Origin of the sequence: Pseudomonas sp. SHLD1 (assembly GCF_028640935.1) — a bacterium.
Lineage (GTDB): Bacteria > Pseudomonadota > Gammaproteobacteria > Pseudomonadales > Pseudomonadaceae > Chryseomonas > Chryseomonas aestiva.
In genome coordinates this window covers 113,565-136,654 of sequence record NZ_JAQZAD010000020.1, presented here as the reverse complement: position 1 = coordinate 136,654, position 23,090 = coordinate 113,565, and the positions used below count along the sequence as shown (strand labels likewise).

Genomic DNA, 23,090 nt, shown 5'->3' with positions numbered 1-23,090 from the left:
TCTGCAGCTCTTCGATCATCTGCTGGATCTGCTGCGCCGAACTCTGGGTACGGCTGGCCAGGGAGCGCACCTCGTCGGCCACCACGGCGAAACCACGCCCGGCTTCGCCGGCGCGGGCTGCCTCGATGGCGGCGTTCAGCGCCAAGAGGTTGGTCTGCTCGGAGATGCCACGGATGACTTCGAGGATCTGGCCGATGTTGGCGGCCTTGCCGTTGAGCGCATCGATATGTTCGCAACTGGTGCCGATCTTGGCCGACAGCGCCTGCATGGCGTGCAGGGCCTCGTCGAGCACCTCGCGGCCCTCCTCGCCCTGGGCGCGGGCCGTGCTGGCCTCGCCGGAGGCATGGGCGGCATTGCGGGCGATCTCCTGGGCGGCGGCGCCCAGTTCGTTGATCGCCGCGGCCACGCTGGTGGTGCGCTGGGCCTGGATATCGGACTGCTGCATGGACGACTGCGAGGCCTCCAGCACCCGGCGGGTGCCGTGGTTGAGTTCGCCGGTGCTCTGGGCCACGTCACGGATCGAGGTGTGGATGCGCGCCACAAAGTGGTTGAAGGCCTCGGCCAGGGCGCCGAATTCATCGCGGGACTGCACCGGCAGGCGGCGGGTCAGATCGCCCTCGCCTTCGGCGATGTCGTCCATGGCGCGGGTCAGCTCGTGCAGCGGGCGCAGCAGGACGCGGATGAGCAAGCCCAGCAGCAGGATGATGGCGACCACCGCCACCAGGGTGGCGACGATGGCCAGGTTGCGCGCCTGGGTCACCGGGGCATAGGCCTTGGCCTGGTCGATGGACAGCGCCAGGTACCACTTGACCGAGGGCAGGCCCGCGACCGGGGTAAAGCTCACCAGGCGCTCGCTGCCGTTCTGCAGGACGTGATGGAAGCCGGGGGCCAGGCTCGGCGTCTGCTCGGGGAAGACCTCCTTGAGCGATTTCAGCACCTGGTCGGCGTGGCTGCTGACCAGGATCTTGCCGTCGCCGTCCACCAGGAAGGCTTCGCCCAGACCGCCGGCGTCCAGCGAGGTGATCATCTTCATCAGGCTGTCCATCACCAGGTCGCCGGCCACCACGCCGATCAGCTTGCCGTTCTGCAGGACCGGCGCGGCGATGGTGATGCACAGGAAGCTCTGCGGCGGCGCGGTGAGATAGGGCTCGGTGAGGATGGGGCCGCCGGCGCCGACCGCGGCCTTGTACCAGTCGCGCTGGCGGGCGTCGTAGCCGGCCTCCATGGGGGTATGGGGGCGGTCGGTGAAGGTGCCGTCGACCTCACCCAGGTAGGTGGAGTCGAAGTTGCTGGTGTAGAGCTTCTCTTCCAGCAGGCCCGCCACGTTGGCCGGGCTGCTGTCGCGGCTGAGCGCCTGGGCCTGGCTGTCGATCAGCTTGACCCGCGCGTCCAGCCAGTAGGCGATGTTGCCGGCGGTGATGCGCCCGATCTCGCCCAGCGAGGCTTCGAGACTCTGGGTGATCGCCTGACGCTGCAGATAGGCATTGAAGCTGGCGAAGCCGGCCAGGGCGATGGTCACCACCAGGGCGGCCGCCAGCAGGATCTTGTGGCTGAATTGGAGCGAGCGTTTCATGGATACCACGCGTAAGGCTTGGGTAGTGAGCAGCCGCTCTCCTCGCAGGTAGATATTGCGATAAGTATAGAGAGGGCAAGACGACCGGGGATGGTCGACGTCGCACTATTACGCTCAAACCTGACTTTTAGCTGGCGCCAACCGATAAACGTTCTCACAACGCCGATGTCTGGCCGGCGCGCCCTACAGCAGGCTGAATCCCTTCAGCAACAGCAGGCCGAGGTTGGTGGTCAGCATCCCGCCGAGGGTACTGAGCACCACGATGGTCGCCGCCAGCTGGGCATTGCTGCCGGCGGCGCGGGCCATGACGAAACTCGACGCCGCCGTCGGGCACCCCAGGTAGAGAAAGAGGATGCCCAGCGCCGGTCCCTGGATGCCCAGCGCCAGGGCGCCCAGCACCCCCAGCAGCGGAATCCAGACGATCTTCCACAGGCTGGCGCCCAGCGCCAGGCCGCTGCTCTCGCGCAGCGAGGCCAGCGACAGGGTGGCGCCGATGCACATCAGCGCCAGCGGCAGGGTGAGACCCGCGAAATAGTGCGCCGAGGTATCCAGCCAGCGCGGCAGCTGCCACTGGAAATAGGCGAAGGGAATCGCCAGCAGGATGCCGATGATCAGCGGATTGCCGAGGATGCTGCGCAGGAGGGTGCGCCAGTTGGCCTCCAGGTGCGGGCTGTAGATCGCCAGCACGATGGCCGAGAGCACGTTGTAGAAGAGGATGACCATGCCGGCCATGATCCCGCCCACCGACAGCCCATAGTCGCCGTACTGGGTCGTCGCCAGGGCCAGGCCGACGATGCCGCAGTTGCCGCGAAAGGCGCCCTGCACATAGACGCCGCGATCGGCATGGGGACAGCGCCAGATCGCCCAGCCCCAGGCGGCCAGGAAACTCGCCACCGTGGCCAGGGCGAAATAGCCCAGCAGCAGCGGCTGCAACGCCTCGCCGAGGTCGGCCTTGAGGATGCCGAGAAACAGCAGGGTCGGCATGGTGGCGCGAAACACCAGCGCCGAGGCGGTGTTGATGAAGGGGGTGTCGATCCAGCCCAGCCGCCTGAGCACGCAGCCCAGCAGCACCAGGGCGAAGACCGGGGCGGTGACGTCGAAGGTCGCCTGGACCAGGGCAAGCACGTCGGACATGGCGGAAGGCATCGCGGGAACGGCTCGCGATGGTAGCAGGCACGGCGCGCCGCGGGTCCCCTCCTTCCGTCATCGCGAAGTGACATCAGTCAATGCTTAGCTTACTATCTACCCGCCCGATTCAGACGACGCCCCCGATCCATCCCCCGCTTCGCCTCAGCGCGACCGCTCTAGCTTCCTGCCAGGGAAGCCGGCGAAGGGGTGGAACAATAAGACAGACAACAGGTTCAGACGTAGCAGACGACAGATCCGCATGCGGTTCCGATTTGCGATGTCGTCGATCGAGTCGAAGTCTCTTTTCACGATTGCATTGCGAGCGCTGCCATGACTGTCACTTCCAACGCGAGACCGGGAGGCCTGCCTGCCAGGTTACTCGGCATCCTGTTCATCCTCCTGGGCCTCGCCCTGCTGGGGCTGGGCATCAAACTGGCCACCCTCGGGGGCTCCCTGTATTACCTCGGCGGCGGCGTGCTGCTCGCCCTGAGTGGCTACCTGCTGTGCATCCGGCGGGCCAGCGGGGTCTGGGTCTATGCCTTCTTCCTGGTGGTCTCCACCGCCTGGGCCGTACTGGAAGTCCAGTTCGACTGGTGGCAGCTGGTGCCGCGCCTGGCGCTCTGGTTCGTCCTCGGCCTGGTGCTGCTGATCCCGGTGTTCCGCCGTCCGCTGGACAGCCGGAGCGGCGGCCTGCCGCTGGTCGGCTCCCTGGTGATCGCCGCGGTCGTCGCCCTGATCGCCCAGTTCGTCAACTACAACCGTCTGGATGGTGACCTGGGTCGCGATACCGCAGGCGTCGAAAGCGCCGCCCCGACCGCCGCCGATGGCGACTGGCCGTCCTATGGCCGCACCGCCTTCGGTGATCGCTACTCGCCGCTCAAGCAGATCGACGTCAACAACGTGAAGGATCTGCAACCGGCCTGGACCTTCCGTACCGGCGACATCCCCGGCCCGAACGATCCCCAGGAAACCACCGCGGAAAACACCCCGCTCAAGGTCAACGGCAAGCTCTATGTCTGCACGCCGCACAGCCAGGTGATCGCCGTGGACCCCGACAGCGGCAAGGAAATCTGGCGCTTCGATCCCAAGCTGAGCACCCAGCACGCCGACAGCTTCAAGGGCTGGGCGCACATGACCTGCCGCGGCGTGGCCTACCATGACGACGCCACCTACGCCGGCACCACCACCGCCGGCCAGAGCCCGGCCACCGGCAGTGCCGTCCCGGTCGATGAACAGAGCACCCCGGCCGCCAGCAGCTGCCCGCGCCGCCTGTTCCTGCCCACCGCCGACACCCGCCTGATCGCCATCAACGCCGATACCGGCAAGGTGTGCAGCGACTTCGGCGACAACGGCCAGGTCGACCTGACCGCCAACATGGGCAGCTTCACGCCCGGCGGCTACTACTCCACCTCGCCGCCGGCGGTGACCCGCAACCTGGTGATCATCGGTGGCCACGTCACCGACAACGTCTCCACCGACGAGCCGTCCGGCGTGATCCGCGCCTATGACGTGCACACCGGCAAGCTGGTGTGGAACTGGGACAGCGGCAATCCGGACGCCACCGCGCCCATCGCCGCCGATGGCATCTACACCCGCAACTCGCCCAACATGTGGTCGATGATGGCCGTCGACGAGAAGATCGGCATGGTCTATCTGCCCATGGGCAACCAGATGCCCGACCAGTGGGGCGGTGACCGTACCCCGGCCTCCGAGAAGTACAGCGCCGGCGTGGTCGCCCTCGACATCGCCACCGGCAAGGTGCGCTGGAACTACCAGTTCACCCACCATGACCTCTGGGACATGGACGTGGGCGGTCAGCCGACCCTGGTGGACATCAAGACCGAAGGCGGCGTGAAACCCGCGCTGATGGCCTCGACCAAGCAGGGCAGCATCTATGTGCTGGACCGCACCAACGGTCAGCCCATCTACCCGATCAAGGAAACCCCGGTGCCCCAGGGCGCGGTGGAAGGCGACCACACCTCGCCGACCCAGCCGGTCTCCTCGATCAACCTGGCCGCGCCGACCCTCAAGGAAAGCGACATGTGGGGCGGTACGCCCTTCGACCAGGCGCTGTGCCGCATCGCCTTCCGCGAGCACCGCTACGAGGGCATCTACACCCCGCCGTCCACGCAAGGGTCGATCGTCTACCCGGGCAACTTCGGCGTGTTCGACTGGGGCGGCCTCTCGGTCGATCCGGTGCGCCAGATCGCCTTCCTCAACCCCAGCTACATGGCCTTCACCTCCAAGCTGGTGCCGCGTGAAGAGATTGCCAACCAGCCGGCGCGCAAGAGCGAGACCGAGGGCATCCAGCCCAACAAGGGCGCGCCCTACGGCGTGATCCTGTCGGCCTTCCTGTCGCCGCTGGGCCTGCCTTGCCAGGCACCCGCCTGGGGCTACGTGGCAGGTCTCGACCTGACCACCGGCAAACTGGTCTACAAGCACAAGAACGGCACCGTGCGCGACAACTCGCCGGTTCCGCTGCCCCTGCCCATGGGCGTGCCCAGCCTGGGCGGCACCGTCACCACCGCCGGTGGCGTGGCCTTCCTGAGCGGCACCCTGGACCAGTACCTGCGTGCCTATGACGTGAAGAACGGCAAGGAACTGTGGAAAGGCCGCCTGCCGGCCGGTGGCCAGACCACCCCCATGACCTACACCGGCAAGGACGGCCGCCAGTACGTGCTGGTCTATGCCGGCGGCCATGGCTCGCTGGGCACCAAGCAGGGTGACTATGTGATGGCCTTCGCCCTGCCCGAGAAGAAGTAAGGGCGCCCGCGCCCGAGCTCCCCTCTCCTTAAGGGAGAGGGTTTGGGGCGAGGATGCTTCGAGCATTTTGACATCCTGTTGGAACCCACCTCGCCCCAACCCGAAATCCCGGCCCAGCCGGGATTTTTTTCGCCCGGGCTTTTTGCTTCTATGAAAAGAGCCACCTGGCACCCAAGGCCCAGCGGAAAAGGCTGCGCCGTTTTCCACGCTACAGTGTCAAGACCGTGCCTCGAACGCTCCCTCTCCCCTGGCAGAAGGCCAAGGTGGGGGCCAACCCGGGCACCCTACCTGCTCCTCCCCCTCACCCCAGGGGAGAGGGCCGGGGTGAGGGCACACCCCGCTTCATCACCGTCCCTCGGACTCGGTTAAGCTATCCCCCATGCCCACCTCCCCGCCCCAACACCGCCGACTGCGCCTGGCCAACGGCCTGGCCGTCGCCCTGCTGCACGATGCCGAGCTGCCCCAGGCGGCCGCCCTGGTCCGCATCGGCGCCGGCAGTCACCAGGCGCCGCGGGCCTTTCCGGGGCTGGCGCACTTTCTCGAACACCTGTTCTTTCTCGGCAGCCGCCGCTATCCAGCGGCGGACGGCCTGATGCCGCTGGTGCAGCGCCTGGGCGGCGAACTCAACGCCAGCACCCGCGAGACCACCACCGACTTCTTTTTTGCCCTGGCGCCCGAGCACCTCGCCGCCGGCCTCGCCCGCCTGCTGGAAATGCTCGCCGCGCCCCTGCTGGCAGCGGACGCCCAGCGTCGTGAGCGCGAGGTGCTGCACGCGGAATTCATCGCCTGGGCACGCAGCGCCGATACCCGCCGCGACCTGGCCCTGGCCGCCGGCCTGCCTGCGGACCATCCGGCCGCCGGCTTCCATGCCGGCAACCGATACAGCCTGCCGCTGCACAGTCCGATCTTCCAGGCGGCCCTGCGCGACTTCCAGCGCCAGTACTACCGCGCCGACAACGCCCTGTTGGTGCTGGCCGGGCCACAATCGCTGGCCGAATTGGCAGAGCTGGCCCGCGAACAGGGTGCCGTCCTGGCATCCGGTCCTGCGTCCGCACATGCAGCGCCCCCGTCACTCCCGGCCACCGGCGAACGCTGGCAGACCATTACCGCCACGCCGCCCATGCTGGCCCTGCAATTCGCTCTCGACGACCTGCCGCCCGGCAGCTGGGAGGCGGCCGAGCTGCTGGAAACCCTGCTGCTCGGCGACCATCCCGGCGGCCTGCCCGCCAGCCTGCGCCAGGCGGGCCAGGCCGAACGGCTCAGCCTCGCCTGGCCCTATCGCCAGGCGCGCCAGGGCCTGCTCCGGCTGGATTTCTCGCCCGGTTCCCAGGCCAGTCCCCGTCGCCTGACCGACATCCTGTTCGCCTGGCTGGACAGCCTGCGCCAGTCACCTCTCGCCGCGTTGCAGCAGGACCACGCCGAACGGGTCCGGCGCCAGTGGACCACCCTGCCCGCCCTGGCGCTGGCAAGACGCCTGGGTGAACGCCTCTGGCTGGATCGGCCAGGAGACGCCTGGCCACAACCGGCTCTCTCGCCTGCCGCCCAGGCCGCCTGGCCGCGGCTGCTCGCGCAACTGGTCCCGGAACGTCTCAGCGGTTTCGCCGGCGGCCTGGCCGCTGCACCGAACCGGGCATCGCCCGTCATCGCCAGCTTTACCCTGCCACCGCCCAATCCGCTGCTCACGGATCCCATCATTCCCAGCGCCCCGGCGATGCAGCCCTGGCCGATCAGCCAGGCCCTCGCCCCTCAGCAGCGCGAAGGCCTGCTGTTCCTGCGCTGGCGATGGCCGGAGGCGGTCGCGCCCGACGTCCAGGTGCTGGGCGCGCTCCCCCGGCTGGCCGCCGAGGCGGGCGTCACCCTGCGCTGGAGTCCGCCGGGGGCGCCCTGGGAGTTGCGGCTGCAAGGCTGGGCCGCGGCGCTGCCGGCGGTGCTGGAACAGGCGCTCGGCCGCCTGACGCACGCGCTGGAGCTGCCCCGGGCGCTGCCAGAAACCTCGATCGAGCCCATGCTGATCCGCCAGTTGCTCAAGGTCCTGCCCGAGCGACTGACCAGGGCCACACCGCCGACAGGGAATGAAGCGGGTCCTCGCTGGCATGCCCTGGCCTGTGGCCTGCCCACGGCTGCACAGGCGTCCCTGGCCGCCCTCACGCCGCCGCCTCGGCCCCAGGCAGGGCCGCTGGGCGAACCGCATGGCTTCACCGGTCGCCACTGGCACCCCGAACCCAGCGCCGACGCCCAGCAGGCGCTGCTGCTGTTCTGTCCGCAACCCGATGCGCGCCCCACCACCGAAGCCGCCTGGCGGCTGCTGGCGGCGCGTCTGCAAGGGCCGCTGTTCCAGCGTCTGCGCAGCGAGCGGCAACTGGGCTACGCGGTGTTTTCCGCCTATCGCCAGCTGGGCGATCAGGCTGGCCTTTTAATCGGTGTCCAGTCACCCCATGCCCGGGCGGCGGAGATCCTGGCGGAAATCGAGGGTTGCCTGGCTGACAGCCTGGCCGCCATACAGGCCGAGGCCACGACGCTGGCAGAAGACATCCGTCAGCTGGTGCGCGACTTCAGCCCCGCCACCCCTCAGCGCGCGGCCCTGGCCGAGCGGCTCTGGTGGGGCTTCCAGCGCAGCGGGGCGCTGGATCTCGCGCCCCTGCAGGCAGCCCTGGCCGCCCTGGACGCTGGAGCCCTGCAGCAGGCCTGGCAGCAACTCACCGCCAGCGACGCGCCGCGCTTCGCCCTGGCCAATGCCAGCGCGCCATCCGGCTGGATGTCATAGCTTTCAACACTTTCCCGGGAGCGTCGGCCGCTGCCGGCGGTCAATCTGTTGCAGGATCGGTAAGACAGTTATGTCCGCCGGACCGCCAGCGATTCGTCGCGGCAAAAACCCTTAGCTAGGTAACATTTGTTAGACTTAACGACCGGATCCATCCGGCTTTCGCAGTCAAAAGAGGAGACCTCCCATGTGGACCAAGCCTGCTTACACTGACCTGCGCATCGGCTTCGAAGTCACCATGTACTTCGCCAACCGTTGATGCGCCCCACGCCCCGGTTCGCCGGGGCGTACTTTTTCCAGGTTTAGCCTTTCCCATGCATATCCAGATTCTCGGCTCCGCCGCCGGCGGTGGCTTTCCCCAGTGGAACTGCAATTGCGTCAATTGCGACGGCTTCCGCAAGGGCACCCTCAGGGCCCAGGCCCGTACCCAGTCCTCCATCGCCCTGTCCGATGACGGGGTGAACTGGATCCTGTGCAACGCCTCGCCCGACATCCGTGCCCAGCTGGCCGGCTTCGCCCCGCTGCAGCCGGCGCGGGCCCTGCGTGACACCGGCATCCGCGCCATCGTCCTGCTGGACAGCCAGATCGACCACACCACCGGCCTGCTCAGCCTGCGGGAAGGCTGCCCCCACCAGGTCTGGTGCACCGAGATGGTCCACCAGGACCTCACCACCGGCTTTCCGCTGTTCAACATGCTCGAACACTGGAACGGCGGGCTCAGCTGGCAGCCCATCGCCCTGAGCGGCAGCTTCACCATTCCGGCCTGCCCGAATCTGGAATTCACGCCCTTCCCGCTGCGCAGCGCCGCGCCGCCCTACTCGCCCCATCGCCACGATCCGCACCCCGGCGACAACCTGGGTCTGCTGGTTCATGACCGGCGCACCGGCGGCAAGCTGTTCTATGCGCCGGGGCTGGGCCAGCCGGACGCCGCCCTGCTGGAGCTGATGGGCCAGGCCGACTGCCTGCTGGTGGACGGCACCCTCTGGACCGACGACGAGATGCAGCGTCGCGGTGTGGGCACCCGGACCGGCACTGAGATGGGTCATCTGCCGCAGAGCGGTCCCGGCGGCATGCTGGAGGTGCTGGCCGGCTTCGCGCGTCAGCGCAAGGTGCTGATCCACATCAACAACACCAATCCGATCCTGGACGAAGACTCCCCCGAGCGCGCCATCGTCGAGCGCCAGCGCGTGGAAGTCGCCTGGGACGGGATGTCCATCGAGTTGTGAACGCCATGCCCAACGCCCTCACTCCCGCCGAATTCGAAGCTGCCCTGCGCGCCAAGGGCGACCTCTACCATATCCACCATCCCTATCACGTGGCCATGTACCAGGGTCGCGCCAGCCGCGAGCAGATCCAGGGCTGGGTGGCCAATCGCTTCTACTACCAAGTCAACATCCCGCTCAAGGACGCCGCCATCCTGGCCAACTGCCCGGATCGCGAGATCCGTCGGGAGTGGGTGCAGCGCATCCTCGACCACGACGGCGAGCCCGGCAGCGGAGGCGGCATCGAGGCCTGGCTGCGCCTGGCCGAGGCCACCGGCCTGGATCGCGAGCAGGTGCTCTCCCAGGAACTGGTGCTGCCCGGGGTGCGCTTCGCGGTGGACGCCTACGTCAACTTCGCCCGCCGCGCCTCCTGGCAGGAGGCCGCCAGCAGCTCCCTGACCGAGCTGTTCGCGCCGCAGATCCACCAGTCGCGGCTGGACGCCTGGCCGACCCACTACCCCTGGATCGATCCGGCCGGCTACGAGTACTTCCGCACCCGCCTGGGCCAGGCCCGCCGCGACGTCGAACACGGTCTGCAGATCACCCTGCAGCACTACACCACCTGGGAGTCCCAGCAGCGCATGCTGGAGATCCTGCAGTTCAAGCTGGACATCCTCTGGAGCATGCTCGACGCCATGAGCATGGCCTACGAACTGCACCGCCCGCCCTACCACAGCGTCACCGCCGAGCGCCGCTGGCACCGAGGAATCGACCTATGAGCTTCGACCGCACCCAGGTGCCGCGCTGGCGCCCCGGCTACCGCTTCCAGTTCGAGCCGGCGCAGGACGCCCATGTGCTGCTCTATCCCGAGGGCATGATCAAGCTCAACGACAGCGCCGCCGCCATCGGCGGGCTGATCGACGGCCAGCGTGACGTGGCCGCCATCATCCAAGCCCTCGACGAACGCTTCCCCGGCGTGCCCGAGCTGGGCGCCGACGTGGAACAATTCATGGAGGTCGCCCGTGCAGAGCACTGGCTCCTGCTCGGCTGACACCAGCCTGCCGGGCACGCCCATGCAGTTGCCGCAACCGCCGGTAGTGGCCAAACCGAATGTCGGCCTGCCACTGTGGCTGCTGGCCGAGGTCACCTATCGCTGTCCGCTGCAGTGCCCCTACTGCTCCAATCCGCTGGACTTCGCCGCCCAGGGGCGCGAGCTGACCACCGAACAGTGGTTCAAGGTGATGGCCGAGGCACGGGAGATGGGCGCGGCCCAGATCGGCTTCTCCGGGGGCGAGCCCCTGGTACGCCAGGACCTCGCCGAGCTGATCCGCGAGGCGCGCCGACTGGGCTACTACACCAACCTCATCACCTCCGGCATCGGCCTCACCGAGGCGCGCATCGCCGAATTCAAGGAAGCCGGCCTGGACCATATCCAGATCAGCTTCCAGGCCAGCGACGAACAGGTGAACAACCTGCTGGCCGGCTCGAAGAAGGCCTTCGCCCAGAAGCTGGCCATGGCCAAGGCGGTCAAGGCCCAGGGCTACCCGATGGTGCTCAACTTCGTCACCCACAGGCACAACATCGATCGCATCGACCAGATCATCGACCTCTGCCTGGCGCTGGAAGCCGACTTCGTCGAACTCGCCACCTGCCAGTTCTACGGCTGGGCGGAGCGCAATCGCGCCGGTCTCCTGCCGACCAGGGCCCAGCTGGAGCGCGCCGAAGGCATCACCAACGAATATCGCGCGCGCCTCAAGGCCGAGAACCATCCCTGCAAGCTGATCTTCGTCACCCCGGACTACTACGAAGAGCGTCCCAAGGCCTGCATGGATGGCTGGGGCAAGCTGTTCCTGACCATCACGCCGGACGGCACCGCCCTGCCCTGCCACGGCGCCCGGCAGATGCCCATCGCCTTCCCCAACGTGAAGGAGCAGGATCTGCGGCACATCTGGTACGACTCCTTCGGCTTCAACGTCTATCGCGGCTACGACTGGATGCCCGAGCCCTGCCGCTCCTGCGACGAGAAGGAAAAGGACTACGGTGGCTGCCGCTGCCAGGCCTTCATGCTCACCGGCGATGCGCGCAACGCCGACCCGGTCTGCGCCAAGTCGCCGCACCACGACCTCATCCTCGCCGCCCGCCAGGAAGCCGAGACCGCGACCCAGCGGATCGAGGACCTGCAGTTCCGCAACGAGCGCAATTCGCGGCTGATCGCCAAGGCTTGAAGTCATGGGCGGCGCCAGACATGCCGAGGTCGCCGGCGGAATCCGGTCCCTCGCGCCAAGGCGCAGGCTGGCCAACGGGACTCACCACCCACGGCTCCGAGGCATTTGCCTCCCGGCCGGGCAGTGACCATACTGCCCGGCCGGACCTTTTCGCCTCGTCGTCATGCCCTCGATACGCCCGCTGCGCCCTGCCGATATCCCTGCCGTTCTCGATATCCAGGCGGCCACCTACCCCGCCGACCTGCTCGAAGACCGCGCCTTCTACGTCAATCGCCTGGAACTCGCCCCGGAACACTGCTGGGCGGCGACCGATGCCGAGGATCGCCTGCGCGGCTATCTGATCGCCTATCCCTGGGACGACGGCCTGCCACCGGTGCTGGGGGCTCGCCTGGAGCAGCTGCCGAGCGAGGCTTCCACCTGGTTCCTGCACGATTGCGCGGTGCATCCCGAGGTCCAGGGCCAGGGCGTGGCCGGGCGGCTCTATCGCCATGCCAAGGGCCAGGCCCGGCGTGCCCGCCTGCGCCAGGGTCGGCTGGTGTCCCTGTCCGGTGCCATCGGCTACTGGCAGCGCCATCACTACCATCCGGTTCCCGCCGACGCCGCGCTCAAGGCCAAGCTGGCCGGCTATGGCGCCGGCGCCTGCCTGATGCAGCGCACCCTCGATACCCCGGAAGCCGAGCACGCCTAAAACTTGCAAATCTAAATGCAAGTATTTCGCTTTCGCCTTAACATGGTCTAGCCCAGGAGGGCCTCCGCTGCCCGGCGCTCTGGCGCGGGTATCTTGATCGCCGCTACAAGGAATCCCTGATGAACATCGCTCCAGCGTCTTCGGCCAAGGGCCGGCGCGTCTTTTCCGTTACCTTGTTGGCCGCCCTGCTGGCGCTGGGTGGGCAAGCCGCCCAGGCGCGTTCCAGCTTCGAAGCCCCCGATCCGGACTACCACGGCGAGATCAAGGCCAGCCCCGTCACCGGCACCGCCATCCTGGCCGGCAGCGAGGTCGCGCTGGACGGCCGCGGCTTCACCCCCGGTCAGCAGATCACCCTGTCCCGCGGCGGCGTGGCGCTCAACCCCGACGCCGCCTACGTGGCCGACGCCCAGGGCAACTTCAAGGCGACCCTGCGCATCCCCGAAGACGCCGCCCCCGGCCAGCACCCCATCGTCATCAGCACCGCCAAGCCCCCGGGCGCCGCGGTCTTTCCGCTCAAGGTCTCGCCGGTGGTGCCGCTGTCCGGCGCCGATGCCTATAGCCTCACCGCGGTCAAACTGGTCCCCGGCCTCTACCAGGTGGACAGCAGCGCCAAGACCGGCGCCCTCTTCGTCACCTCGGCCGTGGGCCGCCCGCCGGTCAAGGTCTCGCAACTGCTCAAGCTCGACCCCAAGGACCTGGCCATCGAACGCCAGATCACCCCGGCCGCCGCTCCCGGCGCGGACGCCGGTGTCTACGCCGTCTACGGCGTGGGCGTGGACGATCGCAACGGCACCGTCTGGACCACCAACACCCGGCAGAACACCGTGGCGGTCTATCGCCAGAGCGACCTGGGCCTGGTCAGGCAATTCGAACCCGGCCTCGTGCCCCATGCCCACACCGTGGTGGTCGACGAGAAACTCGACCGTGCCTTCGCCTCGGCGGCCATGACCCCGGACATCGTCAGCTTCGATGCCAAGACCCCGGCCGTGCGCAAGCACATCACCATCGAGTCGGGCGTGCGCGGCGAGCAGTTCGCCGTGGTCGGCATGCACCTGGACCCGGCGGTGCACAAGCTCTATGCCGTCAGCCTGAAGACCAACGAAGCCGCGGTGATCGACGCCAAGACCGAGACCGTCGAGAAGGTCTTCCCGATCCAGGGCGCCAAGACCCCCATGGGCGTGGCCCACGATCCCCGGACCGATAGCCTGTTCATCACCGCCCAGGGCAGCGACAACCTGCTGATCGTCGACGCCAAGACCGGCCAGACCCTGCACAACGTCACCACCGGCGCCGGGGCGCTGAACGTGGCCTTCGACCCGATCAAGCGACTGGCCTACGTCACCAACCGCGGCGCCGGCACCCTGACCGTGGTCGACCCTGACGGCACCATCAAGGCCAACCTGGAGCTGGGCACCTATCCCAACCATGCGGTGGTGGACGCCAAGGGCGTGGTCTACGCGGTCAACAAGGCCAAGGGCCAGGATGATGCCGAGGGGGATCGGATTACGCGGGTAGTGGCTAAGTAACCAGCTCCGGGCTTGGGCTGGGGCTCGCTTTTGTAGGTTGGGTTGAGCGAAGCGAAGCCCAACACCAGAGGCACGGCGTAGGTTGGCGCTGAGTTCTGGCCTATTGGTGCCTCAGCTGGTTATCGAGTGCCTTCATGATTTTTGTTTCGCCCAGCCGGGCGACTCACTTTTTTCAAACGCGAAAAAAGTAAGCAAAAACGCTTGCCCCGACCATCCGGCCCTTCGCTGCGCTCCGGGTGATTCGCTGCGCTCACCCTTTGGGCCAGCCTGCGGCTGTTACTCCGCTTCGCTACGTTTCGCTCACGCCAGCGCCGTTCCGGGGTCGGTCCAGACCTCTCGCCGCATCCCTGCGGCTCGACCCACTCCACGACACTGGCGTTCGCCCTCCTGAACGGGACGATTCACCAGCCTGAAAGTTTCGGTTGAAGAACCGTAAGCGGCTGCAAGCCGTAGCGTGGACAACGGCGAAGCCTTGTCCACTGATGGTTTCGGTGCCCACCTGTGGAAAACGCTGTGCGGTTTTCCACGCTACGAATCGCGCTGGCTTCCCTGCAAGCGCTCCCAAAATTTCAGGCTGGCGTCCCGTCCCCGTCAGTGAGGCCGAGTGTAGGTGTTGCGGAGGGGGATGCGAGGCAGGACGCCGAGCAAGGCGCGAGGGGCAGGAGGCCCCTTCGTGCCGTGCCCCCGGAGCGGCACAGGAACGAGGGGACCCGGAGCGAAGCGGAGGGCCGAAACGTGGGGACAGCGTTTTTGCTTACTTTTTTCGCGACTGAAAAAAGTGAGTCGCCCGGGTGGGCGAAACAAGAGCCGCAAGCAGACCACGATAAACGGCTAGGGCACCTATAACCCCAGCCGCAATCCGTTGGGCTTCGCTAACGCTCAACCCAACCTACGCCCGCCCCAAACAACGACGCCCACCAGATCACTCCAGCGGGCGCCACTCAAGGGGGCGACAGAGGGGGAAACTCACCCCTCCAGCGACTCCACCCCCAACTCATCCCACACCGCCTCCGCCAGGTGGAAGGTGGCATTGGCTGCCGGGATGCCGCAGTAGATGGCGCTCTGCATGATCAGCTCCTTGATCTCTTCCCGCGTCACCCCGTTGCTGCGCGCGGCGCGCAGGTGCAGGCGCAGTTCGCCTTCGCGGTTCATGCCGATCAGCATGGCGATGGTGATCAGGCTGCGGGTGTGCCGCGGCAGGCCCGGGCGGGTCCAGATGTCGCCCCAGGCGTGGCGGGTGATCATCTCCTGGAATTCTTCGTTGAAGGGGGTCAGCTTTTCCAGGCTGCGATCGACGTGGGCGTCGCCCAGCACCGCGCGGCGGACCTGCATGCCGGCTTCATAACGTTCTCTTTCGTCCAAGATCGACTCCTTCAGGCGCTCAGAAAGGCCAGCACGCGCTGGGTAAAGGAAGCGCCCATCTGCACGTTGGACAGGTGGGCGGCGGGAAACTCGACGTACTCGGCGCCCGGGATGCGCTCCTGCAGGAAGCGACCGTCGGCCGGGGTGGTCACGGCGTCGTGGCTGCCGGCGACGATCAGCGTCGGCGCACGGATGGCGTCCAGCACCTCGCGGAAATCGGCGTCGCGCACCGCCGCGCAGTTGGCGGCATAGCCCTGGGGCGAGGTACCGGCGAGCATGGCCACGATGCGGTCGACGCGGTCCGGCTCGGCGCTGGCGAAATCGGGGGTGAACCAGCGACCGATGGAGGCGTCGCGCAGGTCGCGCATGGCCTGCTCGCCGCCGGCTTCCACGGTCTGGATGCGCGCGTTCCACACCTCGGGGGTGCCGATCTTGGCGGCGGTGTTGCACAGCACCAGACGGGTGATCCGCTCGGGGGCGTTGATGCCCAGCCACTGGCCGATGGAGCCGCCCATGGACAGGCCGCAGAAGGCGAACTGGTCGATGCCCAGGGCATCGGCCAGGGCCAGGACGTCACGGCCGTTCCCGTCCATGCGATAGGGGCCGGGCGTCACCAGGGAGGCGCCATGGCCGCGGGTGTCGTAGCGCAGCAGGCGAAAGCGCTCGCTGAAGGCGGCGGCCTGGTCGTCCCACATGGCGAGATGGGTGCCCAGGGAGTTGGACAGGATCAGCACGGGAGCGCCCTCGGGGCCCTCCAGTCGGTAGTTCAGGTCGCCATCGGCGAGACGTACGCTGGGCATCAGGCAGTCCTCTGGTCTAGGGATGGGCAAGCAGGGTGCGGTGTTCGGCCAGGGCGCGGGTTACCCAGGCGCGGGCCTGCCCTTGGTAATGGGCAGGGTCCAGCAGACGATCCAGTTCGGCGCTGGAGAGTTCGGCGGTCACTTCCGGCGTATCGCCCAGCACCTGCCGCAGGTGACGCCCCTCCTGGACGGCGCGCTTGCAGCTCTGCTCCACCAGGTGGTGGGCGGCCTCGCGCCCTAGCCGTCCGGCCAGGGCGATGCTGACCGCCTCGGCCAGCACCAGGCCATGGGTCAGTTCCAGGTTGGCCTGCATCCGCGCGGCATCGACCTCAAGGCCGGCGACGATGGCCTGGGCCTGCTGCAGGGCGCCGGAGACCAGGCAGAACAGCTCCGGCAGGGTTTCCCACTCGGCGTGCCAGAGGCCCAGGCTGCGTTCGTGCTCCTGGGGCATGGCGGAAAACAGGGTGCTGACCAGACCCGGCGCGCAGGTGGCGGCGGCGATCAGCACCGCCGCGCCCACCGGATTGCGCTTGTGCGGCATGGTGGAGGAGCCACCCTTGCCCGGCGCCGAGGGCTCGAAGACCTCGGCGGCTTCGGTCTGCATCAGCAGCGAGAGGTCGCGGCCCAGCTTGCCCAGGCTGCCGGCCACCAGGCCGAGCCAGGCGCCGACCTCGACCAGGCGATCGCGCTGGGTGTGCCAGGGTTGCTCCGGCAGGCTCAGCTCCAGCTCCCGGGCCAGGGCCTCGGCGACTGGCAGGGCCTGATCGCCCAGGGCGGCCAGGCTGCCCGAGGCACCGCCGAATTGCAGCACCAGCACCCGTGGCCGCAGCTCGGCCAGGCGCTGGCGGTGCCGGGTGATGGCGCCCAGCACGCCGGCCAGCTTCATACCCAGGGTCACCGGCGTCGCGTGCTGCAGCCAGGTACGGCCGGCCAGCACGGTACCGGCATGGCGCTCGGCCTGGGCGGCCAGGGCCCCGGCCAATTGCGCCAGATCGGCGTCCAGCAGGTCCAGCGCCTGGCGGATCTGCAGCACCAGGCCGCTGTCCATGGCGTCCTGGCTGGTGGCGCCGCGGTGCACGTGGCGCTCGGCCTCCGGATCCCGGGTGGCGATCTGTCGGCCCAGGGCCTTGACCAGCGGAATGGCGGAATTGCCGGCGCTGACCACGGCCCGGGCCAGCTCGGCCGGGTCATACCGTTCGGCGCGGCAGGCGGCGGCGATGGGCGCCACCGCCGCCTGGGGGATCACCCCCACCGCCGCCTCGGCGCGCGCCAGGGCGGCTTCGAAGTCCAGCATGCCCTGCAGTCGCCCCCGGTCACAGAACACCGCGCGCATGGCGGCCTGGGTGAAATAGGCGTCGAACAGCAGGTTGGACATGGGGATTCCTCGGGGCTCAGTGGTCGTGATGCAGGTAGGTGGCCTGCCGCGGCAGCCGGAGGCTGACCAGGAAGGCCACCGCCAGCATCACCGAGACATAGATGTAGAAGACCTCTTCATGCCCCTGGGTCTTGAAGCTCAGGGCGACGAATTCCGCCGAGCCGCCAAAGATGGCATTGGCCACCGCATAGGACAGGCCCACGCCCAGGGCCCGTACTTCCGGCGGGAACATCTCCGCCTTCACCAGGCCGCTGATGGAGGTGTAGAGGCTGATGATGGCCATCGCCAGGCAGATCAGCAGGAAGGCCACGAAGGGACTCTGGACGCTGGCCAGCGCCGTGAGGATCGGCCAGGTGCAGACCGTGCCCAGGCCGCCGAACAGCAGCATGGAGGCGCGCCGACCGATGCGGTCGGAGAGCATGCCGAACAGCGGTTGCATGAGCATGAACACCAGCAGGGCACAGGTCATCACGGCGCTGGCGGTCTTGGCGTCCATGCCGCTGGTGTTGACCAGGTACTTCTGCATGTAGGTGGTGAAGGTATAGAAGATCAGCGAGCCGCCGGCGGTGTAGCCGAGCACGGTGAAGAAGGCCGCCTTGTGGTGCTTGAACAGGCCGCTGAGGGTACCGGCCTCCTTGTTGGCGCGGGTCTCGGCGGTGGTGGTCTCTTCCAGCGAACGACGCAGGAACAGCGAGACCACGGCCGCGGCGGCGCCGACCAGGAAGGGAATCCGCCAGCCCCAGGCACGCAGGTCGGCATCGCTCAGGACCTGCTGCAGGATCACCACCACCAGCACCGCCAGCAACTGGCCGCCGATCAGGGTGACGTACTGGAAGGAGGCGAAGAAGCCGCGCTGGCCCCGCAGCGCCACCTCGCTCATGTAGGTGGCGGTGGTGCCGTATTCACCGCCCACCGAGATGCCCTGCAGCAGGCGCGCGAGCAGCAGCAGGGCCGGCGCCGCGACGCCGATGCTGGCATAGGTGGGCAGGCAGGCGATGGCCAGGGAGCCGGCGCCCATCATCAGGATGGAGATGACCATGGAGGTGCGCCGGCCGTACTTGTCGGCGACGCGCCCGAAGATCCAGCCGCCGAGGGGCCGCATCAGGAAGCCCGCGGCGAAGACGCCGGCGGTGCTCAGCAGCTGCACGGTGGGATCGCTCTTCGGGAAGAAGGCGGCGGCGAAGTAGATGGAGCAGAAGGCGTAGACGTAGAAGTCGAACCATTCCACCAGGTTGCCGGACGAGGCGCCGACGATGGCGAAGATGCGCTTCTTGCGCTCCTCGAAGCTGTAATGCGGGTGAGTGCTCATGGAGATCCTTAATTATAGGTATGGATGGACGGAGGACAGCCTACCGCCATCGGACCCGGAGAGACACACGCGGTTACAGGGGATGATGGGCATGGGGTGAACGAGATTTGGTGATTTGCTCAGCACGGGCTCTACGATCGGCCCCGAGAATCGCGGCCATGGGCCGCTCCTACAGGTGCCGTACCTGTAGGAGCGGCCCATGGCCGCGATTTGCCTCAGATCCCGTCCACCCGCTCCACCGCCAGTGCCAACCCCTGGCCGACGCCCACGCACATGGTGGCGAGCCCCAGGCGGCCGCCGGTCTTTTCCAGGTGGTGCACCGCGGTGAGCACCAGGCGGTTGCCACTCATGCCCAGGGGATGACCCAGGGCGATGGCGCCGCCGTTGGGATTGACCTTGGGGCTGTCGTCGGCCACGCCCAGCTCGCGCAGCACGGCGATGCCCTGGGCGGCGAAGGCTTCGTTGAGTTCGATGACGTCGAAGGCCTCGATGGACAGGTCCAGTTGCTTGAGCAGCTTGCGCACTGCCGGGGTCGGACCGACGCCCATGATGCGCGGCGCCACCCCGCCGCTGGCCATGCCCAGTACCCGGGCGCGGGGCGTGAGGCCGTGCTTCTGCACCGCTTCCGCCGAGGCCAGGATGATCGCCGAGGCACCGTCGTTGAGACCCGAGGCGTTGCCCGCGGTCACGGTCCGGTCCGGGCCGTTGACCGGCCTGAGCTTGGCCAGGCCTTCGGCGGTGGTATCCGGACGCGGATGCTCGTCCTGTGCCACCACCACGTCGCCCTTCTTGCCCGAGAGGGTCACCGGGACGATTTCCTCGGCGTAGTAGCCGGATTCCTGGGCCGCCGCGGCACGCTGCTGGCTGCGCAGGCCGAAGGCGTCCTGGTCGGCGCGGCTGACGCCATAGTCGGCGGCGACGTTGTCACCGGTGACCGGCATGCTGTCGACGCCATAGGTCTCCTTCATCGCCGGGTTGATGAAGCGCCAGCCCAGGGTGGTGTCTTCCAGCTTCTGGCCGCGACCGAAGGCGCTGTCGGCCTTGCCCATCACATAGGGCGCGCGGGTCATGGATTCCACCCCGGCGGCGATCACCAGCTCCATCTCGCCCAGGGCGATGGCGCGATAGGCCTGGCCCACCGCCTCCATGCCCGAGGCGCAGAGGCGATTGAGGGTCACGCCCGGCACCGTTTCCGGTAGTCCTGACAGCAAGACCGCCATGCGCGCCACGTTGCGGTTGTCCTCACCGGCCTGGTTGGCGCAGCCCATGAACACCTCGTCCACCGCCGTCCAGTCCACCTGGGGATTGCGCTCCTGCAGCGCCTTGAGCGGAATGGCCGCCAGGTCATCGGCGCGTACCGCCGAGAGACCGCCGTTGAGCCGGCCGATGGGGGTCCGAATGGCGTCGCAGATATAGACGGGGCGACTCATTCCTCAGCTCCTTTCTGGCCGCCGTGGGCGGCATTGGTCCGGGCCTGCAGGTCACGCAGGGCCACGAGTTCGGTCGCCGTCGGCGCCGCGCTGGTGGCGACCTGGTCGGCGAAACGGATGGCCCAGCCGGTGGCGGCCACCACCTGCTCGCGGGTCACGCCGGGATGCAGGGCGGTCACCACGAATTCGTGGGTGCCGGCTTCCGGCTCCATGATGCAGAGGTCGGTGATGATGGCGGTCGGACCCTTGCCCGGCAGACCCAACTGCTGGCGGTGATCGCCACCCTCGCCGAAGCCCACCGAGGTGATGAAGGCCAGCTTGTCGACGAAGCTGCGGTGCGACTGCTTGAGGATGATCAGCACCTCCTTGGCCGAGCCGGCGATCTCCGGCGCGCCGCCGGCACCCGGCAGGCGCACCTTGGGCTGGTGGTAGTCGCCGATCACCGTGGTGTTGATGTTGCCGAAGCGATCGACCTGGGCCGCGCCCAGAAAGCCGACGTCGATGCGCCCACCCTGCAGCCAGTAGCGGAAGATCTCGCCGGTGGGCACCACGGTGTCGGCGGTCTCGGCCAGTTCGCCGTCGCCGATGGACAGCGGCAGCACCGAGGGCTTGGCACCGATGGGACCGGATTCGTAGATCAGCACCACGTCCGGCGCATGGGTCAGGCGCGCGAGATTCGCCGCGGTGGACGGCAGGCCGATGCCGACGAAGCAGACGCTGCCATTGCCGAGGCGGCGCGCGGCGGCCACGGTCATCATTTCATTGGTGGTGAAGTCGCTCATGATTCAGGCCTCCGCAGCCAGCTTCGCCTGGAAGGCGGCGAAGTCCGCGGTACCGCGGATGTAGGTGTCGATCCACTGGGTAAAGGTGTCGCGGTCGCGAGCGATCGGGTCCCAGGCCTGGTAGAAGCGGTTGTCCCGCTCGTAGTAGCCGTGGGCATAGGACGGATGCGCCCCGCCCGGCACCACGCAGACGGCGCTGAGCGCCCAGGTCGGCAGCACGCAGGCGTTCATCGGCGCCTGGAGGTCGTCGACGAGCTCTTCCACGGTGACGATGCAGCGCTGGGCGGCCAGCGCCGCCTCCTTCTGCACGCCGAGGATACCCTGGATCAGCACGTTGCCCTGGCGATCGGCCTTCTGCGCATGGATGACGGTGACGTCCGGGCGCACGCTGGGCACCGCGGCGAGCCGCTCCCCGGTGAAGGGGCAGGCGATGAACTTGATGTCCGGATTGACCTTGGCCAAATCCGAGCCCTGGTAGCCGCGCAGGACGGCGAACGGCAGGTTGGAGGCGCCGGCGACATAGGCGTTGGCCAGGGCCGCGTGGCTGTGCTCGGAGATCTCCAGCTTGTGCGGCCAGCCCTTTTCCACCGCATCGCGCAAGCGGTGCAGGGAGCCGACCCCGGGGTTGCCGCCCCAGGAGAAGATCAGCCGCTTGGCGCAGCCGGCACCGATCAGCAGGTCATAGACCAGGTCGGGGGTCATGCGCACCAGGGTCAGGTCGCGCCGATTCTGGCGGATCAGCTCGTGGGCGGCGGCGGTCGGAATGAGATGGGTGAAACCTTCGAGGGCGACGGTCTCGCCATCGTGGACGAAGCGCTGGATGGCTTCGCTCAGGGACAGGATCTGGGCCATGGATTGTCGACTCGCGTCTTTGTTGTCGGCGCCGCCCGGTGCGGCGGTCTGGAGTCAGACTACAAAGCCCCATCCACGCAAACAATCCGATAATCGACTAACAGTTCGATTATCGAACAGCATCGTTCCGTGGACCGTCGACCATCTCGACGCGCAACGCGCTGTGGCAGCGGCTACACTGCCCTCCCCTCATCCAGAGCCCAGCCGATGTCCGACAAGCCCCGCGCCTCCCTCGAAGGCATCACCCTCGAAGCCCTGCTCACCCGCCTGGTGGAGCATCACGGCTGGGAGGAACTCGGTCGCCGCATCCCGCTGCGCTGCTTCACCCATGAGCCCAGTATCAAATCCAGCCTGACCTTCCTGCGCCGCACGCCCTGGGCACGGGAAAAGGTCGAGCAGCTCTATCGGCGGTTGCCGAAGCAGGGCTAAGGCAGGCCCCGCACAACTAACGGATTTAGGATTTGGTCCCCAGCAGGCCACGCAGCGTCTGCTGGATATCGGCCGGCAAGACCACCGTCTTCGCGTTGTCGCTGGTGGCCAGCTTTTCCATGGCATTGATATAACGCTCGCCCAGCAGATAGAGCACCGGAGTCGGGTCGCTGCCCACGGCTTCGGAGATCTTGCTCAAGGCGGCGGCGGAGGCCTGCGCCAGGGTCACCTGGGCCACGCTGTCGCGCTTGGCCGCTTCGAGCCGGGCATCGGCCTCCAGGATGGCGGCCTGCTTGGCGCCCTCGGCGCGGGTCACCACCGCCTTGCGCTCCCGCTCGGCCGCCGCCTGCATTTCCATCGCCGCCTGCATCGAGGGCGTCGGCTTGAGTTCCTGCACCTCCACCGCCTTGACGGTGATGCCCCAGTCCACGGTCTGCTCGGCCATGCTGATTCGCAACCGCGCCTTGATCTCGTCCCGCGAGGACAGCGCCTGGTCCAGCTCCATCTCGCCGATGATGGCCCGCAACGAGGTCATCGCCAGGCTGGTGATGGCCTGGGCGTAGTCCTCGACGCCATAGGCCGCCTTGGCCGGATCGACGATCTTGGCGAAGCACAGGGCATTGGCCAGGATCACCGCGTTGTCGCGGGTGATGACCTCCTGTTGCTGCACATCAAGGATCAGGTCCTTGGTGCTGAGACGGTAGCCGACCTGATCCATGTAGGGGATGAGGAAATTCAGCCCGGGCTTGAGGGTGGTGCGGTACTTGCCGAGGCGCTCGACGATCCACTCCTGCCCCTGGGGCACCAGCCGCACGCCCTTGGCGACGGTGACGACGATGAAGACCAGCAACAGCAGGGCGACGATAAGGCTGACACTCATGGCGT

20 protein-coding genes are annotated in these 23,090 nt (G+C 67.8%); 10 read left to right on the top strand and 10 right to left on the bottom strand.

Features of this window, described 5'->3' with window-relative positions:
• A partial coding sequence (locus PVZ77_RS15735) for a methyl-accepting chemotaxis protein (protein ID WP_273808109.1) occupies positions 1 to 1,573 on the bottom strand: 1,573 nt, incomplete at its 3' end.
• A gap of 183 nt (positions 1,574 to 1,756) precedes the next feature.
• Complete coding sequence (locus PVZ77_RS15730) at positions 1,757 to 2,698, bottom strand: AEC family transporter (RefSeq protein WP_443218025.1); 942 nt, start codon at positions 2,696 to 2,698, stop codon at positions 1,757 to 1,759.
• A 333-nt stretch (positions 2,699 to 3,031) separates the two neighbouring features.
• Between PVZ77_RS15730 and PVZ77_RS15725 the strand changes: the two genes are divergently transcribed.
• The 9 genes from PVZ77_RS15725 to PVZ77_RS15685 all read left to right on the top strand — a co-directional run bounded on the left by PVZ77_RS15725 (position 3,032) and on the right by PVZ77_RS15685 (position 13,866).
• Positions 3,032 to 5,464, top strand: a complete 2,433-nt coding sequence (locus tag PVZ77_RS15725) for a glucose/quinate/shikimate family membrane-bound PQQ-dependent dehydrogenase (RefSeq protein WP_273808111.1) — start codon at positions 3,032 to 3,034, stop codon at positions 5,462 to 5,464.
• A 379-nt stretch (positions 5,465 to 5,843) separates the two neighbouring features.
• A complete protein-coding gene (pqqF, locus tag PVZ77_RS15720; RefSeq protein ID WP_273808113.1) occupies positions 5,844 to 8,228 on the top strand; it encodes a pyrroloquinoline quinone biosynthesis protein PqqF in 2,385 nt (794 codons plus the stop codon).
• A gap of 184 nt (positions 8,229 to 8,412) precedes the next feature.
• Entirely contained in the window at positions 8,413 to 8,484 is a 72-nt protein-coding gene (pqqA, locus tag PVZ77_RS15715) for a pyrroloquinoline quinone precursor peptide PqqA (RefSeq protein ID WP_003243383.1), read from the top strand.
• A 55-nt stretch (positions 8,485 to 8,539) separates the two neighbouring features.
• Positions 8,540 to 9,451: a pyrroloquinoline quinone biosynthesis protein PqqB gene (gene pqqB, locus PVZ77_RS15710; protein WP_273808114.1), complete on the top strand. Its 912-nt coding sequence runs from the start codon at positions 8,540 to 8,542 to the stop codon at positions 9,449 to 9,451.
• A 5-nt stretch (positions 9,452 to 9,456) separates the two neighbouring features.
• Positions 9,457 to 10,206: a pyrroloquinoline-quinone synthase PqqC gene (pqqC, locus tag PVZ77_RS15705; protein WP_273808115.1), complete on the top strand. Its 750-nt coding sequence runs from the start codon at positions 9,457 to 9,459 to the stop codon at positions 10,204 to 10,206.
• Positions 10,203 to 10,478 (top strand): pyrroloquinoline quinone biosynthesis peptide chaperone PqqD, encoded by a 276-nt coding sequence (gene pqqD / locus PVZ77_RS15700; protein WP_273808116.1) that lies wholly within the window; start codon positions 10,203 to 10,205, stop codon positions 10,476 to 10,478. Before pqqC ends, pqqD begins: the two co-directional genes overlap by 4 nt.
• A 22-nt stretch (positions 10,479 to 10,500) precedes the next feature.
• Positions 10,501 to 11,652, top strand: coding sequence for a pyrroloquinoline quinone biosynthesis protein PqqE (gene pqqE, locus PVZ77_RS15695; protein WP_273808246.1), 1,152 nt, complete (start codon positions 10,501 to 10,503; stop codon positions 11,650 to 11,652).
• Between the two features lie 163 nt (positions 11,653 to 11,815).
• Entirely contained in the window at positions 11,816 to 12,340 is a 525-nt protein-coding gene (locus PVZ77_RS15690; RefSeq protein ID WP_273808118.1) for a GNAT family N-acetyltransferase, read from the top strand.
• 119 nt (positions 12,341 to 12,459) lie between these two features.
• Positions 12,460 to 13,866, top strand: coding sequence for an ATP-binding protein (locus PVZ77_RS15685; protein WP_273808119.1), 1,407 nt, complete (start codon positions 12,460 to 12,462; stop codon positions 13,864 to 13,866).
• A 966-nt stretch (positions 13,867 to 14,832) separates the two neighbouring features.
• Here PVZ77_RS15685 and pcaC read toward each other — a convergent pair.
• The 7 genes from pcaC to PVZ77_RS15650 all read right to left on the bottom strand — a co-directional run bounded on the left by pcaC (position 14,833) and on the right by PVZ77_RS15650 (position 21,776).
• Positions 14,833 to 15,228, bottom strand: coding sequence for a 4-carboxymuconolactone decarboxylase (pcaC, locus tag PVZ77_RS15680; protein WP_017642968.1), 396 nt, complete (start codon positions 15,226 to 15,228; stop codon positions 14,833 to 14,835).
• Between the two features lie 11 nt (positions 15,229 to 15,239).
• A complete protein-coding gene (gene pcaD / locus PVZ77_RS15675) occupies positions 15,240 to 16,028 on the bottom strand; it encodes a 3-oxoadipate enol-lactonase (RefSeq protein ID WP_273808122.1) in 789 nt (262 codons plus the stop codon).
• A gap of 16 nt (positions 16,029 to 16,044) precedes the next feature.
• The gene (locus PVZ77_RS15670) at positions 16,045 to 17,403 is read right to left on the bottom strand and encodes a 3-carboxy-cis,cis-muconate cycloisomerase (RefSeq protein WP_273808124.1); all 1,359 of its coding nucleotides are present in this window, start codon (positions 17,401 to 17,403) and stop codon (positions 16,045 to 16,047) included.
• 16 nt (positions 17,404 to 17,419) lie between these two features.
• Positions 17,420 to 18,712: an MFS family transporter gene (locus PVZ77_RS15665; RefSeq protein ID WP_158891708.1), complete on the bottom strand. Its 1,293-nt coding sequence runs from the start codon at positions 18,710 to 18,712 to the stop codon at positions 17,420 to 17,422.
• 215 nt (positions 18,713 to 18,927) lie between these two features.
• Positions 18,928 to 20,142: a 3-oxoadipyl-CoA thiolase gene (gene pcaF, locus PVZ77_RS15660; protein ID WP_273808125.1), complete on the bottom strand. Its 1,215-nt coding sequence runs from the start codon at positions 20,140 to 20,142 to the stop codon at positions 18,928 to 18,930.
• Entirely contained in the window at positions 20,139 to 20,924 is a 786-nt protein-coding gene (locus PVZ77_RS15655) for a CoA-transferase subunit beta (RefSeq protein ID WP_273808126.1), read from the bottom strand. Before PVZ77_RS15655 ends, pcaF begins: the two co-directional genes overlap by 4 nt.
• Before the next feature lie 3 nt (positions 20,925 to 20,927).
• Complete coding sequence (locus PVZ77_RS15650) at positions 20,928 to 21,776, bottom strand: CoA transferase subunit A (RefSeq protein WP_273808128.1); 849 nt, start codon at positions 21,774 to 21,776, stop codon at positions 20,928 to 20,930.
• A 207-nt stretch (positions 21,777 to 21,983) separates the two neighbouring features.
• Here PVZ77_RS15650 and PVZ77_RS15645 point away from each other — a divergent pair, with 207 nt between their 5' ends.
• Positions 21,984 to 22,205, top strand: a complete 222-nt coding sequence (locus tag PVZ77_RS15645) for a VF530 family DNA-binding protein (protein WP_027598793.1) — start codon at positions 21,984 to 21,986, stop codon at positions 22,203 to 22,205.
• A gap of 25 nt (positions 22,206 to 22,230) precedes the next feature.
• On the opposite strand, the gene PVZ77_RS15640 is transcribed toward PVZ77_RS15645, so the two are convergent.
• A complete protein-coding gene (locus PVZ77_RS15640; RefSeq protein WP_273808129.1) occupies positions 22,231 to 23,085 on the bottom strand; it encodes an SPFH domain-containing protein in 855 nt (284 codons plus the stop codon).
• Between the last annotated feature and the right edge of the window lie 5 nt (positions 23,086 to 23,090).